General features: G+C 47.5%; 14 protein-coding genes. 11 read left to right on the top strand and 3 right to left on the bottom strand.

The window, feature by feature from the left end:
• Positions 1-35 precede the first annotated feature (35 nt).
• On the top strand, positions 36-1,289 hold the full coding sequence (locus AC58VC_RS33235) for a threonine synthase (protein WP_497375448.1): 1,254 nt from the start codon (positions 36-38) through the stop codon (positions 1,287-1,289).
• An 89-nt stretch (positions 1,290-1,378) separates the two neighbouring features.
• Here the strand turns inward: AC58VC_RS33235 and AC58VC_RS33230 are convergent, their stop codons facing one another.
• Entirely contained in the window at positions 1,379-1,642 is a 264-nt protein-coding gene (locus tag AC58VC_RS33230) for an IS110 family transposase (RefSeq protein WP_497375446.1), read from the bottom strand.
• A gap of 198 nt (positions 1,643-1,840) precedes the next feature.
• On the opposite strand from AC58VC_RS33230, the gene AC58VC_RS33225 reads away from it, so the two are divergent.
• Positions 1,841-2,404: a hypothetical protein gene (locus tag AC58VC_RS33225; protein ID WP_497375444.1), complete on the top strand. Its 564-nt coding sequence runs from the start codon at positions 1,841-1,843 to the stop codon at positions 2,402-2,404.
• Positions 2,405-3,116: 712 nt separating this feature from the next.
• Here the strand turns inward: AC58VC_RS33225 and AC58VC_RS33220 are convergent.
• Entirely contained in the window at positions 3,117-4,181 is a 1,065-nt protein-coding gene (locus tag AC58VC_RS33220) for a DMT family transporter (RefSeq protein WP_497375442.1), read from the bottom strand.
• Between AC58VC_RS33220 and AC58VC_RS33215 the strand changes: the two genes are divergently transcribed.
• The gene (locus AC58VC_RS33215; protein WP_497375440.1) at positions 4,180-4,986 is read left to right on the top strand and encodes a HAMP domain-containing sensor histidine kinase; all 807 of its coding nucleotides are present in this window, start codon (positions 4,180-4,182) and stop codon (positions 4,984-4,986) included. The two genes, AC58VC_RS33220 and AC58VC_RS33215, sit on opposite strands and share 2 nt — an antisense overlap.
• Positions 4,987-5,636: 650 nt before the next feature.
• On the opposite strand, the gene AC58VC_RS33210 is transcribed toward AC58VC_RS33215, so the two are convergent.
• Positions 5,637-6,497: an NAD-dependent epimerase/dehydratase family protein gene (locus AC58VC_RS33210; protein ID WP_497375438.1), complete on the bottom strand. Its 861-nt coding sequence runs from the start codon at positions 6,495-6,497 to the stop codon at positions 5,637-5,639.
• 397 nt (positions 6,498-6,894) lie between these two features.
• On the opposite strand from AC58VC_RS33210, the gene AC58VC_RS33205 reads away from it, so the two are divergent.
• From AC58VC_RS33205 to AC58VC_RS33170, 8 genes are all read left to right on the top strand, one after another.
• Complete coding sequence (locus AC58VC_RS33205; protein WP_497375436.1) at positions 6,895-7,677, top strand: arylamine N-acetyltransferase family protein; 783 nt, start codon at positions 6,895-6,897, stop codon at positions 7,675-7,677.
• A 94-nt stretch (positions 7,678-7,771) separates the two neighbouring features.
• Positions 7,772-8,410, top strand: a complete 639-nt coding sequence (locus AC58VC_RS33200; protein ID WP_497375434.1) for an FMN-dependent NADH-azoreductase — start codon at positions 7,772-7,774, stop codon at positions 8,408-8,410.
• Between the two features lie 276 nt (positions 8,411-8,686).
• Positions 8,687-9,559, top strand: coding sequence for an RNA polymerase sigma factor SigJ (gene sigJ / locus AC58VC_RS33195; RefSeq protein ID WP_497375432.1), 873 nt, complete (start codon positions 8,687-8,689; stop codon positions 9,557-9,559).
• Between the two features lie 434 nt (positions 9,560-9,993).
• Entirely contained in the window at positions 9,994-11,181 is a 1,188-nt protein-coding gene (locus AC58VC_RS33190) for an NAD(P)/FAD-dependent oxidoreductase (protein WP_497375430.1), read from the top strand.
• Between the two features lie 869 nt (positions 11,182-12,050).
• Positions 12,051-12,707, top strand: coding sequence for an alpha/beta hydrolase (locus AC58VC_RS33185; protein ID WP_497375428.1), 657 nt, complete (start codon positions 12,051-12,053; stop codon positions 12,705-12,707).
• Positions 12,708-13,332: 625 nt separating this feature from the next.
• Complete coding sequence (locus tag AC58VC_RS33180; RefSeq protein ID WP_497375426.1) at positions 13,333-13,569, top strand: hypothetical protein; 237 nt, start codon at positions 13,333-13,335, stop codon at positions 13,567-13,569.
• A 251-nt stretch (positions 13,570-13,820) separates the two neighbouring features.
• Entirely contained in the window at positions 13,821-14,291 is a 471-nt protein-coding gene (locus tag AC58VC_RS33175) for a DUF4367 domain-containing protein (protein ID WP_497375424.1), read from the top strand.
• Positions 14,292-14,535: 244 nt separating this feature from the next.
• Positions 14,536-14,895, top strand: a complete 360-nt coding sequence (locus tag AC58VC_RS33170) for a hypothetical protein (protein WP_497375422.1) — start codon at positions 14,536-14,538, stop codon at positions 14,893-14,895.
• Positions 14,896-15,055: the final 160 nt, after the last annotated feature.

Here is a 15,055-nt window from a genome sequence, read left to right as displayed (position 1 = left end):
TTTAAGTAGGGAAGCTTAAAGGAGGACAAGATCTGATGACTTGGTCATATGCTACCCATTATTCCTGTGATAATTGCATGGAGCACTTTGCGTTAATGCAACCTTTAAATACGTGCCCAATCTGTGGGGGGCTGTTAGAAATTCAGTATGATTTGGAGCGAATGAAGCTTGAACTGCACCCAAAGCTATTTGATTCTCGCGAACCCTCTATGTGGCGTTGGCACGAATTTTACCCACTGCAGGATAAAGTAAATATGGTATCGATGGGGGAGGGAGGCACTCCCTTGCTCCCATCTGTCTTTGCTGGCCACAAGCTTGGATTATCCAAGCTGTATTTCAAAAATGATGCCTTGATGCCAACAGGCAGTTTTAAAGATCGTGGTTTTAGTTTGGCAATCAGCTTCGCGAAGGAATTAGGAATAATCCGGGGGTTGACCTATAGCTCTGGTAACGCGGGAGCTTCCTTTGCGGCGTATGCCCGCCGAGCTGGATTCGATGCGACTGTTCTGGTTGAGTATTTGGCTAATCCGGTCAAGAAAGCGATCATTAGCTTGTATGGGGCTCATACAGCGACTTTGCATTTTGAAAGCATGACGGATATTACAGCTATGCTGGAGCAAGCAGTTAAGGAGCTAGGGTTATATCAGTTTGTGAACTTTATTAACCCAACCCGGCATGAAGCAATGAAGAGCTATGCTTATGAGATTTCACAGGCTTTAGGTTGGAAAGCTCCAGATGTCATGATTCACCCTGTAGGTACAGGTGGGGGCATTTGGGGAGCTTGGAAGGGCTTTCGTGAGTTGAAGCAGTTGGAGTGGATTGATTCTCTGCCCAGAATGGTTGCTGTGCAGCCAAATGCTACAGGACCGATTGTTCAGGCATTCAATCAGGGAGCAAGACAAGCGGAGAGACATGGCGATTCAACCCAAACGATTGCACAAAGCATTGCAGCCGATGCTCCGATTCAAGGAGGACGCAGAGTGTTGAATGCGGTGTATGATTCAGGCGGGTTCGCAGAGGCTGTAACCGATGAAGAGATTATCGAGGCAGTACAATGGCTGGGCCATGAAGGGATTTGCGCCGAGCCGGCCTCTGCCGCTTCGCTTGCGGCGTTGAAGCGAGCTGTCTCAAAGGGTCTTGTTCAGCCAAATGATTCTGTGGTTTGCGTCATTACAGGAAGCGGTTTGAAGCAGCCGTCGATCATTCAGAGAGCGGCAACGGAGTGCGAACTGAAATTGAATACGAGCTTTGATAGTTTAAATACTATGATAACCGAGTTATGGAAGTAAACTTAGGCGGTGATGTTACGCATTTGTGATCAAAATAGGACTCCGAATTGTACATACAGCCAAATTGAAAGCATTTATGATAAGTCATTTCAGTAGTGACCGGTGCTTTCCATTCCTACAACGACGTCATTCCTGCCATGTATCTTCTGTAATTTACGAATGCTGTGTTCTAAATGCTCATATCCGGCAAGGTCATTCGAAAATAGAATAGGGCGCTTGGTGAGGACAATACCTCGAAAATTAATGGCTTGTGCTGCGTGTTTCTCCTTGGCAATGTCGATGCCTATGACCAGAGTGGTAGTGCAGATTCGTTCTACACGTTGATTTTGATACTTATTTGGATTAGACTTCATGATAACGCCTCCTAAGGTGAGTTCTGAGGGCTGCAACCCAGTACATACTCATCGTAGCGAGGTGTTCTTTTTTCTGCAAATTCAATGTACTAACACCTACAGGAATGTTAACGGGCAGGTTACTTCCAATATGTGTTAACATATAAGTATCCTTAAGCCAGCTATGGCGATAATCATTAATGTCCGGAGGAATTCTGAGTGTTTGAGATTAAATATGAAATCTTCGAAGATGATATTGCTGAAATTCAAGGAATGGATATTCATACGTTTATAGATGAGTACAATCAAATTTATGGTTGTTTTACTTTGATTATTAATGGAATTGAGTACTTGCCATACCCGTCTCCTGAGATGAGGTTGGAGACGAAACGTATCTATTCTGAATTAATACTCACACATTTTGAGTTTCTTATCGACGCCTATTCAGAGCTTCAAATGAACAGCTATGTTGCACTAAAGTATATTGAAAATCCTTGGACATGGCTTGAGTTCATTAGAAAAGAAAATGAACTACTCGTTAGTAAGCTGAACAATGATATCTCAGTGAACAGCGACAGCCCTCTTCAAACCAATATCGAATTATTCAGTAATGCCAAGAAAGAGGGAATTATCAATGAGATGTTACTATGGAATGACTTTGAGACAGAACTAAAAGCAAAAACAAAGGAACTATTAAGTAAAATTACAACAGTTAATTGTCATATTCTAAAAGCAAAATGTTTTGATCGGATCCAACGATTTAGCAATGATTCTTTAAGCTAACGGGACACGTTAGTTGAAAGAACTTTATGTAAAAAGTACTTCAAGACTTATTTGTAATTCAGCATTTTTGTATTAGAGCACCACTTCAAAACTTAATTTGTAAATCAATTTTAATAGAAAAGCCAGCAAACCCTTGAGTTTGCTGGCTTCTTGCACTTCAAAACTTATTTGTCAACCAACAGATGAAAATAAAATATCGGGTGAGAAATAAGTCTTGAAGTAGAGAATAAAAATATGATTAGTTCTTCTTAGCGTTCACTCACTTGGGTGAACGCTTTTTAATGAGATAACGCATCATGCGGCGATTAAACTCTAACGAAGAACAATAGTTCAATCATTACTTGACAGCAGCCAGCAAACAATTGGCTAAAAAGTAGGTGGGCGAAAACGTGCACCTATTCGCGCAAACGGTTCAACAAAAACAAAATCACTCGTCTCTCGTACGACTGGCTTGAATACTACTTTTCAACTTAACTATTAATTCCATATTCTAGTAACGCTACCAGTACGATCAAATCACTGCGTTCAATACCCATTGATCAGGCGGCTGATTTCTTAGAATATCACTTCACCACACAATCTTCACGATGAAAACAAGAACTCTCTGCCAAACACCAGTAGGCCGTTTACCCACGTAGTAACGACTATTACGGCGTTTTATTCTCTCCAACTGTTCCTCTTAGTACCTCAAATAGTGGAAAAACCCCAGATTCTATTTATCGGATTCGCTTGGTAATTGTTTAGGCTTTCTCAACAACGGCGCAAGCTGCACAGCAACAATGGCCATTCCTGTGATACATAACGAAATTGCTTGCAAATAGTTAATACTGCGTCCGAGAAACAAAATATCCATCAGGGCAACTTCCAGCAGCATTAAATTATTAATGAGGCTACTTTCATAGGCGCGCAGCTGCTTTTGGGACCAAGCCCAAAGTGTAAAGGCTAGTGCTCCATTGATGGGTCCAAGCCATAACAGAATGAGGATCAGCTTTAAAGAGTAAGGCGGGGTACCCTCTAGTATGAATCCAGCTAATAGCATACCTGCAGCCCCGATCAGCATTGGTGTAAGAACGAGTGCAGAAGGGGCTGTTTGTTTTCGGGTAAGCAAATAACGGGAATAGGTTAAGTGCACAACGTTACCAACACAGGATATCAGGATCAAGAAGATGCCGATCAGACTGCTTTGGGCTAAATGCCATGGATAATAGTAAGTGACGATGCCGGCTATAGCAGCGAGAACAGCCAGGAAGGTGGCGCGGCCCTTCAACTCACGCAGCCAAAACGCGTCAATAACGAGCAGGAACAGCATATTTCCCACCGATAGGAACAAGTTGGATTGCATAGGGGTCAAATAAAACTGGCCTGCATACTGAAATCCTTGTGCCAGAATAAACCCGGTAATTCCGAGAAACAAATTGATTTTCCAGGTCAGCTTCCATTTCCCTTGTGATACTTTTCTACTAACGCTTTGAGCCTCATGTCCTCTTTTTCGCTGAGCGTGCTTTTGATCACGAAGTCGCAGCACCACCCATAAGGTAAACGCCGCTGCGCTGTAGCGCATGCCTGCAAGGGTAAAGGGACCTACGCCCTCAACAAACGCATATTGAAAACCATGGAACCGGCTTTCGCTGCGTGCAAGAGTGACGCTGTTTTCTATTCTTTTTTTGGCGATATTGATTACTTTATATGTGGCTATAGAGTCTTTTTTCTCTGTTTTCAGAATTGTATCCGAGTTGCAGGGGCGAATCATAAGCTTGGTTGTCGTTCTAACAGGCATGATTCTCAGTTCGCACTGGCTCGCCGTGATTATCCTGAAGCCTGTGAAACGGATGAGCGAAACAGCCGCTGGAATAACGGCAACAACCCTGCACAAACGTCTCGAAATTGACCAACTACATGACGAATTGAAGAAACTCGGGGTCGTATTTAATACGATGATGGATGGGCTGGAACACTCTTTTAAACAACAGGCCCGTTTCGTTTCCGCGGCCGCGCATGAATTAAGAACGCCGCTTTCCATCCTGCGCACGAATCTTGAAGTGGCCGGAGACGGCGATGGCATTGATCCAAGCGATTGGAGAGATTATAGGGCGACAACGGAGCGAACGCTTTCACGACTAGAGTCATTAACGGAGGATTTGCTGCTGCTGGCTGATGGCACTTATGATCGGGAGAATAACGAGCACAAGGTTGTGGTACTTGCTGACATTCTTGCAGAGGCAACTTTTTTTATGAAACCGATGGCAGTCAAATATGGGGTAACACTTCATCTGATGGAGCCCTGCGATGCTTTGGTTAAGGGGGAAGAAAGCTTCTTATTTCTGGTCTTTCGAAATCTGTTGGACAACGCCATCCGGTATAATCGGCCAAACGGGACTGTTACGCTGGAGGTATCGCAGGAAGATGAACGGGTTGTGGTTAGGGTTTCAGACACGGGGAAGGGAATATCCCCTCCATCAAGGGAGTTGGTTTTCGAGAGGTTTTACCGGCTCGACTCATCCAGGGCACGTAGTCATGGCGGGGCTGGTCTAGGTCTGTCGATTGTCCGCCATTTGCTTGCAATCTTCCAGGGGGACCGTTGAACTGGAGTCGAGCTCCGAATCGGGGAACGTGTTTAAGGTCACGTTGATCCAGGGCTAAGAAGCTGGAATTCATTTTAATTGATTAAACATTAGTTCGCCCACTGCATTGAAGAGTTCACTGGCAGTTGGGAAGTGAGGCAGGCATCTGTTAACCGGCCTGCTTAGACGTTTCGGAAACAAGTAATTTCTAAGTATACAAACAATCATTATCAAGAGAGTACTCTGCAAAACAAGAGTTGGAATGGTCCCATCTTTGTTTTGTCAGGTGCTGATTGAACTAACTGGTGACGTTAGTTTAGCCATCCAGGAGCAGTTGCCACAACGGTAGCTGCTCCTTTTTATTAAGCTAAAGGGTACGTTAGTTACATACAACCAACATGAGGCTGCCGGCATGATCGGCAGCTTTTTCTCGGCATGATTTTCGGCTGGATCGTGGTCGCTCATCAGATCACCGCTTCCCTGCCGCTTGGATGGCGCTGCTGATCAAGAAGTCCCCCAGCGCAAAGGTCCAAGCATCTATATAAGATACGGTTAGTAGTCTGTGTGGTAGTCCGCGATGTATCAGCCTAGGAATGAAACAGCGACAGTCCTAGGACGAGAGAAGCGTCCTAGACTGTCGCTGTTTTATTGAGCTAACGGTTGCCGTTGGCTTAGGATTCCCCGCGCAGCGTTTGACGAAACCCTTCGCGCCACGAAGCGAATCTCGGCTTCCAGCCGTTTCGCAGCGCCTTGGCATTCGTCGCGCCGCGCTCGCCTCTGGCGCCGCCATGCTCCGTCCTCGGCGCCGGAGCACCGAGGCAGTCCGCGTAGAAGCGCAGCCATGCCGTACCTGATGCGGGATCGCTGTCCACGATGTTGAATGCACCGGACGGCCAGTTCAGCGCCAGTACGGCGGCCGCCGCTGCATCCTCGATATGCACAAAGGAGCTGATGCCGTCCGTCGCGGTGAGTTTCCCTCCCCGCACTTGCTCCGCCATTAGGCCGTCCGGCGCATACCAGGTTCCGCTGCCGTACAGCAAGCCGTACCGCAGCAAGACATGCTCCGGCATTTCCGTCGCCGCGGACTCCAACGCATGAACGCCTTGCACGGTCTGGAGCCGCGGCTCAGGCGCGTCGAGGTCAAGCGGACAGTCCTCTGCCGCTGGCCCCTCCCCTGGCGCATAAGCCCAAGAGATGCTCTGCGCGATCATGCGGCGGACGCCGACCGCGCGCGAAGCGTCCACGAGATGGCGTGTCCCCTCTTTGCGAATGCGCGCATTGTCGGCCATATTAATGCCTTGCAGCGCGGTCAGTTGGTGAATGACCACTTCCGGCGCCGCCTCGGCAAGGGCTTCGAACAACGCGCTACGGTCAAAGACGTCCGCCAGCGCAAAGGCGGCCCCGGCTTCCTTCAATGCAGAAGCTTGCTCCGGGCGGCGGACCAATCCCGTCACCTCATGTCCCGCCGCTACGAGCATCGGAATGAGCTGTCGCCCGATGGCGCCGCTAGATCCCGCTACGAATATTCTCATTTCCATTACCTCCGTTATAGGGTTAGGATTTCCCCTGAATCTGCTCCTTACGCATCCTTGCAACGTTCCGATATTCCCGAAACAACGAATCCTACGGATCTTGACGGCCATTCCCACTTCCAGCAAATCAACCCGTCTTCACGAAGCTCCAACTTCATTCCGGGTTCCGCCTATTAAGACGATGCAGCCGCTTCGGACGTGACAATCTCGTACCTTCCTATTTTTTACGTCACCGTCCCTCCGGGAACGTGTCACAGAAGCGAGGTGCTATGTCGTCATAACTAGCGAAGAGCCGGGTAAGCGCGCTGCTTGGCACTTCGCTGGTTGTATTCGCCGCCGCGACGCGTCGAGGCGAACTGACACAGAAAATCGCATCTCTAAATTGGAGGGTACTTGCATGAATGGACTGAATCGGTTATTTCGCGAACGCATCGGCATGCCTGTCGACGAACCGCTCGAATTCGCTGGACTGGACCGACTGCTGGAGAAGACGGCAGCGGCGTTTCCCTTTGAAAATTTGCGTGTACTGGATGGCTCGGCCCACCCGATCACGGAGCCGTACTTGACGAGCAAGCTGCTGCTGGAGAAGGAGGGTGGACTCTGCTACGAGCTGAATTCTCTTCTTTATCTCTTCCTGGCCGAAAACGGCTTTTGCGTGGTGCTTACGAGCGGGGTCAACTACGACCGGGAAGCACAGCGTTATTTGGCCCTAGGACGAACCCATATCGCCGTGCTCCTCTTTTACGAAGAGCGGCGCTACCTGCTCGACACGGGATTCGGGGCGAATTTACCGCTGACGCCGGTTCCGTTAACCGGAGACACCGTCGTTTCTGCGAACGGTAGGTTTCGAATTCGGCCGAAGGACGGCTTGCCGGGCGATTACAGACTCGAAGTGCAAATCAAGCATAAGGATACGGAATGGCAGATCGGCTATGCCTTTGACAGCGGGAAACCGATTGCCGGGCTGGCCGAGTGCGAGGACATTCGAAGACTGGTCGCGGATCATCCCGACTCCAAGTTCAACAAGCGGCCGCTTGCCACGAAATTGACGGAGACCGGCAACATCACGCTGACGGACGAATCGTTTACGGAATGGCATGACGGCATTGTATCGAAGGAAAGCATCGACGGCCCCCGCTATCGCGAGCTGCTCCGTTCGCGCTTCGGCCTGCGGCCGTGAAGCCGCGAGCGAAACCGAACGCATCCTTCCCCTCGTTGACGATGACAGTGCCGGTTATTGCCGCAAATCCCAATACAACCTAGGAGGCAGCTACATGACGCAATTATTATATATTACCGCTAATCCCAAGTCGCCGGAGCATTCGGTCGGCCTGCAAGTCGGACAAACGTTTCTTCAAGCTTATCGGGAAGCTCATCCCAGCGATGAGGTCATCGTATTCGACGTCTACCGGGAAGCGTTCCAGACGGTCGACGGCGATGTGGTGCGGGCTTGGGAGAAATTGAAAAAAGAACGTCTGGACTTCTCCGAGCTGAGTCCCGTCGAACAACAAAAAGTTAATGCCCTTAATGAGATTACTGAGATGGCAGTGCGGGCCGATAAATACGTGTTTGTCTCTCCTATGTGGAACTGGGGCATCCCACCCCGGCTCAAGGCGTTTATCGATGCCTTCGTCATCGTCGGCAGGACGTTCCGTTACGCGGAAGGCGGGCCGGTCGGCCTGCTGCACGACAAAAAAGCGCTGCATATCCAATCGAGCGGCGGGATTTACTCCGCAGGGCCGACAGCGGCCATGGACCACAGTCATCCCTACCTGAACATGGTGCTCGGCATCGTTGGGATACGCGACGTCCAAGCACTGTACGTGGAAGGCCATGAGCATCAACCGGAGCGTGCGAAAGCGATCGTCCAGACGGCGATGGAACAGGCCGCCAAGCTTGCCTCAACCTGGTAACACAGCCGACGTGAAAAATCCCCGTCGTGGGGATTTTATTCGTTTATCGTCCCATAGACGTCACAGCATGCCTCGCTATTTCGTCTTATTAGCAAAGGAGGAGGAAGAATGGGCTCACATGCCCGCTCCTAACAAAGGCCTGACCTGACTAAAGAAATGGGGACTCGATCTCGTGATTATGGGTAAATTCGGCTGGAAAATCAAAACCTATATGCGGGAAATAGCGAGTAGGCTCGTCAAATTCTAGTGGCATGATCAGGAACGGAGTTGGCTTACATGGAGGAATTGTTCAAGGCGTATAACGGGCTGCTGCTGACGCTGGCTTACCAGATGACCGGCTCGTGGTCCGATGCGGAAGATGCGGTACAAGATGTGTTTCTGAAGGTCTTCGATGCGGACCAGGTGAGCGTGGCCGATGATCCGAAGGCGTATTTGTGCAAAATGGTCGTCAATCGCTGCCGAGATTTGTATAAATCGGCGCGAAGACGGAGGGAGCGGTATTTCGGCGAATGGCTTCCCGAGCCCATCCCCACCTCGGAAGATGAACCGCTGGAATTTATCCTCCAAGACGAGCTTCTATCCTATGCGACGCTTGTCCTGCTGGAGAAGCTCACCCCCGCGGAGCGGGCGGTGTTCGTGCTGCGCGAAGCGCTTGCCTTCGAATATGCCGGCATCGCCGAGATCATCGGCAAAAGCGAGGTCAACTGCCGCAAGCTGTACAGCCGCGCGAAGAGCAAAATGGCGCTCGGCGAGGAGCAGCCGGTCGTCGCCGAACCCGCCAAGGCGACTTGGATTCGCCAATTCGTCGTGGCGCTCGAGCAGGACAATACGGATACGGTCGTCTCCATGCTGGCCGACGACGTCGTGCTCGTCTCGGACGGAGGCGGCAACGTCTTCGCCGCAGCTCATCCGATCACCGCGCGCGACGCCGTCTCCAAATTCCTAATCGGTTATTACCGGAAGTCGCTTCGGCTCGAGAACGGCATTCGTTTCGAATTCGGCAGCATTAACGGCCAGACCGGGATCATAGTCTATTCGGGGACTCATGTCGATTCCGTCGTGCTGCTGCATGAGGAGGGATCTTCGGTTCGCGGCATTTATATCGTCCGCAATCCGGATAAGCTGAAGCTTTTCCAATCTCGTTTTTAATGGATCAGTCTAAAACTTAATTTTTTCAAAAGCTTACGTTTCTTCAATTCGAAAACCGCGTTAAATCAACGATTCAGTCTAAGACTTATTTTTCAACGGACAGCAGGATGGCTCTCTGTTTGGTTAAAAAAAGCCGGCACAGTGGCCGGCTTAATTATTGAACTCATGTTTAGGTTCAAGAAAACAACCCTATAAAGCATGAATAAAGTATTCACTTCGTAATTTGTCCGGGTATATTAAAGAGTATCTCGTATGCGTTGTTAAAATAAATATCATGATTCCATTCCATACATTATTACCGAATGTTTTATAAAGATCCGGATCTGAATACACTAAGTGAATCCTACATGCATAAGGACGAACCGCTCCGTTCCGTGTCACATCCAAACCCTCTACTTCGTTCTATATGTGATCAAACAGAAGGAGTGACTCTTATGAAAAGAATGACTTGCGTTGTCATCGGTGCCGGATATGCGGGAATTCATGCCGTAAAGGAAATCCGCAAGCTGTTCAAAGATCAGGTAAACAAGCATCCCCTGCGGCTCGTCATGATTGACAAAAATCCTTTTCATTTGCGTAAAGTGTTAATGTTTAGACCAGCTGTCACGAATGAAGAAATTCGAATCCCGCTGACAAGGCTGTTTCCGGACGGGGTTGAATTGTTGGAGGCGACCGTCTCGAACATCAAAGCGGCAGAGAAGAAGCTGGTGTATCTGAATGCTGCGGGAACAGAGCATGAGATGAACTACGATATACTCGTTGTAGCAGCGGGAAGTGTTATCCGACAGCCAGACCCGGAACAGGGCGGGATTGCGCTCACTTCGCTGGAAAATGCGCAAAAGATTCGGAGCACATGGCTTGCCAATCTGGAGCGAGCCGCCGTGGAGGACAATACGAAGGAACGCGAGCGACTGATGCGTATCGCGATTGCGGGAGCGGGCATCAGCGGTATGGAGACTTCCGCAGAGCTCGCTTACTACGCTCGCAAGGATGCGGAGCGGCTGGGACTTGATCCGCAAGCTATAGAAATCGATTTGTACAATGCTCACCAACGGCTTTTCCTTGACGGTCCCACCAAGGTAGGGATGAAATTGGAGCATCTCCTTCGCGAGACTGGAACCAACATTATGCACGAACAACGCGTGATCAAGGAAAAAGATGGGGTATTATGGTTATCCAACGGTGAAAAACGGCCAGTCGGCCTATGCATCTGGACGCTCGGGCTACAACCCAATCCCATGCTTCACACGATCGGCTTGCCGGTAACGCCGGAAGGGTATGCACTTGTTGATGCCAGTTACCGGGTAGCGGGTATGCCAAGCGTATATGGTATTGGTGACTGCGCCAGAATCGTAGACCCGGACAACGGGCATGTCGATGGCAAGACGTGCAAGGAAGCGATCCCACAGGCGGCAAGACTTGCCAAAATTATGCTGGCAGATCTTGAAGGACGTAAGGCACCGGTGCATGAAAGCTTCATGAGATCGTTCAGCATCGGTCTTGGTCCTGACAAAGGATTAACCTGGGTAAATAAATGGGGACTCGATATCGTCGTAACGGGTAAATTGGGCTGGAAAATCAAAAAATATACTTGGGAAACGGCAAGCTTGTTGACGAAATAATGTGTGTGAAATCGGAAACGGGGTTGGCGAAAATAGGGAAGCTATACAAACAATACAAACGGCTTTTGCTTACATTGGCTTACCAGGTGACGGGTTCGTGGGGGGATTTTGACAAGGGAGCAACTGGTTTGATAAGGACACTTTAGCTTAAGAGCTGCATTGAAGCAGCTCTTTTTTCATTTCATCGCTAAAGTAACGGGAGGATAGTTCTATTGTTACTCGAATATTTTCTGAGTTGGATAATTTCATAAACTTTGTGAATATAACGTTATGTGAAATCACAGTGGAATAGACATGATTATATCAATTCCTTATACTCGAGCAATTCTTAGAGTTGAGGGATTGGCCGAGCATTTAAAGTTAGATATTAAATTATTTGTAGATCTTAGAGAACGTCATTTTGCATGTAATATTATTGAAAATGCAGAGTTTAATGTCTAGTATCAGAGAGAGTTTTAATGACCCTAATTATGCCTTGGGAAGAAAATAGCAATCGGGACTCATGGTCTTGTAATGACTTTGATGATGAATCATTTTGATCCAGCTCTTGGCTTGGAGTTTTTGAACCAATTAAAGAAACCAGATATCTATAAATGCAATTCGAGGACTTAGAATTAGAAGATGTAACAAGAAAGTGGAATGATTAGATTTTATAGAGGACTTTGACATTACATAACACCATATTTAAAGCATTGGGGCTATACCCAATCGCTATGCCTAAGGGACTCGGATTTAAGCTAACGGGGAACTTTAGTTGAACGCATTTTGGAGTGGTTTTTTAAAACGCTGAGTTATAATAAATAGGAACATATAGCCCCTCATTGCGCTACACGAGATAAGTTTAATTATGAGCACAGGAGATGTGAGATATGAAGATCGCGGGAGAACTTGTCACAGAGACGCTCGAGTATGATGGTGGTCGTCAGGTTACGGTATACGTCCCTCCGGATCCACCCCAGGCAGTCGTGTTCGCCGGTGACGGTCAGCTTATCTCGCAGTGGGGCGGGTACCTCGAGGCCGCCGACGTACCGCCCACGATGATCGTCGGTGCCTACCGAACATCCGATGAGGATGAGATGGTGCGCATCCATGAGTACTCACCGCCGTTCGACCAGGAACGGTTCGCGGCACATGAGAGGTTCTTCGTCGAAGACGTCCGCCGATTGGTGCGATCGCGCTTCAGCGTCGTGCTGCCCGCCAAACGCACCGCGGTGTGCGGCGTGTCGGCGAGTGGAGAGCTGTCACTCGCCATAGGGCTTCGGCATCCGGACATCTACGGTACGGTCTTCTCCGCATCGCCAGGCGGGGGCTACCGACCGCCTGCCGTGATGCCAAGCCCGCTACCGCGCACATACCTCGTAGCCGGCACACTGGAGCCGTTCTTCCTCGAGAACGCGACCCGGTGGGCGGCTGCGCTGCGCGATGCAGGTGCGGACGTTGAAATGAGAGAGCGGGTCGCGTCGCACGACGATGTGATGTGGCGAGAAGAGTTCCCGCTGATGGTGGCGTGGGCGTTTGGACGATAAACATCCACCGAGCCGGGTCAAATAGGTTTGACTCGCATCTGTCCCGCCTGATGAGCAGCCCAATCGTCCTTGGCTTGCATCGTCAGCGGATCGTCCGGTTGGGGACCATTACGTGAATCATCATTCCGAGGAACGTTAGTTGAATCAAAAAGATTTAGTGGAATAAAATAGTTGTCGAAGAGTATTGAGATATCACTAAGGTAATGGGGGAGAGGAGGGAAAAAGATTTTTAAGAAGAGAAGATATACAGTATTAATAATCGCCCTCTTATTGTTCGTAATGGCTTATACAAGACCAAGTTCTAAAGAATATCAAATGTATTTGCATAACGTCCAGAAGCTTAATTGCGAACCTACCGAAAGCTCTGATTGCTTTCACACTAAGATTGATTTGTTGGCGTCAAGACTCACGCATCTCATTTTCTTTATGACAGCGGGTTCTCATATTTTCGGAGATGAGGACAATAAAATACGTGTAATAGGTATTTTCAATCATTTCTTTGTTATCGAAAATCATCTTCATCCGAATTCAGATGGTTATTAACCAAACCATGGGTTCATCATTAAACTCCCTCGGAATATTGATGCTATAATATAATCAACCTTAGTAATTAGGTGGTGTGAACATGATCGTTGCATATCTAGGTCTAGTTGGAATGTTATTTTTTTATGCTATTTTATTTATTGTAGTTTTAAGTATTATTCGAAAAAAATTTGGTGCAAAACCAGCTATTATTTTTTTAGGTTTAATGTTTATAGCTATCTCTGTATATTCGATTTGGAGTCATAATTGGTTATTGGCTGCATCTACTTTAATATTGAGTATCAATATTTACAAGGGTTTATACAGAAAATTTGTGTGAAAAAGCTAGACGAGAATAGCACAATAAAACAGCGACAGCCTAGGACTATATTTACTAGTCCTAGGCTGTCGCTGTTTTAATTTTTATGCTCGGTCTAAAACTTATTTTTAGGGGTCTCACGGTGTTAACACAATAAACAGGGAGCAGATTGCCGCCGCATCTGCTCCCTGTTTTCATTAAAGTAACGGGGGTAATTGGATTATATTTGGTGGAAACTATATATAAATTTAGTCTTTAGCAAGGAGAACCCAATGAGTTTTTTATCAACACTTTCACTAGTAGCAGGAATACTTTTCTTCACACCGCCCCATCATGAACCAACTTTAGATGATGTAAGAGGGAAAATGCCTTTCGAGGTATTAGTTCCACAAGTTACAGATAAGGATTGGAAGCTAATTGTAAACCCTTATCCGAAGAGTAGTGAAAATGAACCGCAGGATCTGGGAGTACACTATGTCAAAAATGAGGATATAATGGTAGCAATTATTGAATCGAGTTCAAGTGTAGGGATTGGTAGAAATTTACATTCTACTGGAGAGAAAATCGCAGACATTAATGGGAATAAAGGATATTTCGTCAAATGGCACGCTCCAAAGAAAGGACAAAAGGGTGGGCAACTTGTGTGGATACAAGGTAATACACGATGTATAATGACATCATTTACATTAGATGAAGATGAGATGATAAAATATGCAAAAAGTATGAAATCAATCAGTCGATGACAGCTTGGAGAAGCTTCCTTCGTATAAAGCCGTTGAACATAAAAAAATTCGCTCCCCTAACGGGAGGAATGCTGAATATTCTCTAAACATACCGCTGCTGCTGAAATAAGGCGTTCAATGAATGTACAACTGAGTCATTCTTCCTAATGGATTATAGCCCTTTTTTGAGAGTATCTACAAAAACCCTCCCCTAAGAGAACATATTGAATATGTTTAAAGTACAAATATCTTGGAGGTGAGGACGTTGATGCAACTGAACGGAATTGTAGGTGGCAATGCTCAAATTGCAGTAAGAGCGCGAAAGACACTCCTGCTTCAACAGATCGTGATTCGGGTAAAAAAGCGTCAAAAGCTCATTTTGAAAGACCTGAACTTTCTACTCAATAACGAAGCCTTTGCTATCAAAATCAAGGCAGAGCCTTCTCCTGGAGTATATATTGCTAGTGGCGGGGCTGGCGACCTAAGCCCTAACAAAGTGCTGGTTAACAATACAACCGGGTCAGAAGTGACGATTTTCCTCCTTATTAGTGCTGTTAATACAGCCAATAACACTAGATTTTTAAGTCGTTCCGACAGCTGGCGCTTGCTGTTACAGCGTAAGTAGTGCAGGAGAGAGAGTTGAAGAAAGATATTTTATTGGAAACTAAAGCGCAAAAGATAACGTTCTTAGATTTTTTGTTAAGACATTTATGTATTCAGGCCATTTCGGTAACGTTGCGCATCATTGAGTAAAGTTCCGTAGTCAATAATGCTGCTGCAATCTA

This window comes from Paenibacillus sp. J22R67 (assembly GCF_059692175.1).
Note: the sequence above shows the minus strand (reverse complement) of the source record. Positions and strands in the feature narration are given on the sequence as shown.

Coding starts and splice junctions, on each gene's coding strand:
- AC58VC_RS33235 (WP_497375448.1), top strand. CDS start 36: ATGACTTGGTCATATGCTACCCATTATTCCTGTGATAATTGCATGGAG.
- AC58VC_RS33215 (WP_497375440.1), top strand. CDS start 4,180: ATGATTCTCAGTTCGCACTGGCTCGCCGTGATTATCCTGAAGCCTGTG.
- AC58VC_RS33220 (WP_497375442.1), bottom strand. CDS start 4,181: ATGCCTGTTAGAACGACAACCAAGCTTATGATTCGCCCCTGCAACTCG.
- AC58VC_RS33190 (WP_497375430.1), top strand. CDS start 9,994: ATGAAAAGAATGACTTGCGTTGTCATCGGTGCCGGATATGCGGGAATT.
- AC58VC_RS33205 (WP_497375436.1), top strand. CDS start 6,895: ATGAATGGACTGAATCGGTTATTTCGCGAACGCATCGGCATGCCTGTC.
- AC58VC_RS33230 (WP_497375446.1), bottom strand. CDS start 1,642: ATGAAGTCTAATCCAAATAAGTATCAAAATCAACGTGTAGAACGAATC.
- AC58VC_RS33210 (WP_497375438.1), bottom strand. CDS start 6,497: ATGAGAATATTCGTAGCGGGATCTAGCGGCGCCATCGGGCGACAGCTC.
- AC58VC_RS33200 (WP_497375434.1), top strand. CDS start 7,772: ATGACGCAATTATTATATATTACCGCTAATCCCAAGTCGCCGGAGCAT.
- AC58VC_RS33175 (WP_497375424.1), top strand. CDS start 13,821: ATGAGTTTTTTATCAACACTTTCACTAGTAGCAGGAATACTTTTCTTC.
- AC58VC_RS33180 (WP_497375426.1), top strand. CDS start 13,333: ATGATCGTTGCATATCTAGGTCTAGTTGGAATGTTATTTTTTTATGCT.
- sigJ (WP_497375432.1), top strand. CDS start 8,687: ATGGAGGAATTGTTCAAGGCGTATAACGGGCTGCTGCTGACGCTGGCT.
- AC58VC_RS33185 (WP_497375428.1), top strand. CDS start 12,051: ATGAAGATCGCGGGAGAACTTGTCACAGAGACGCTCGAGTATGATGGT.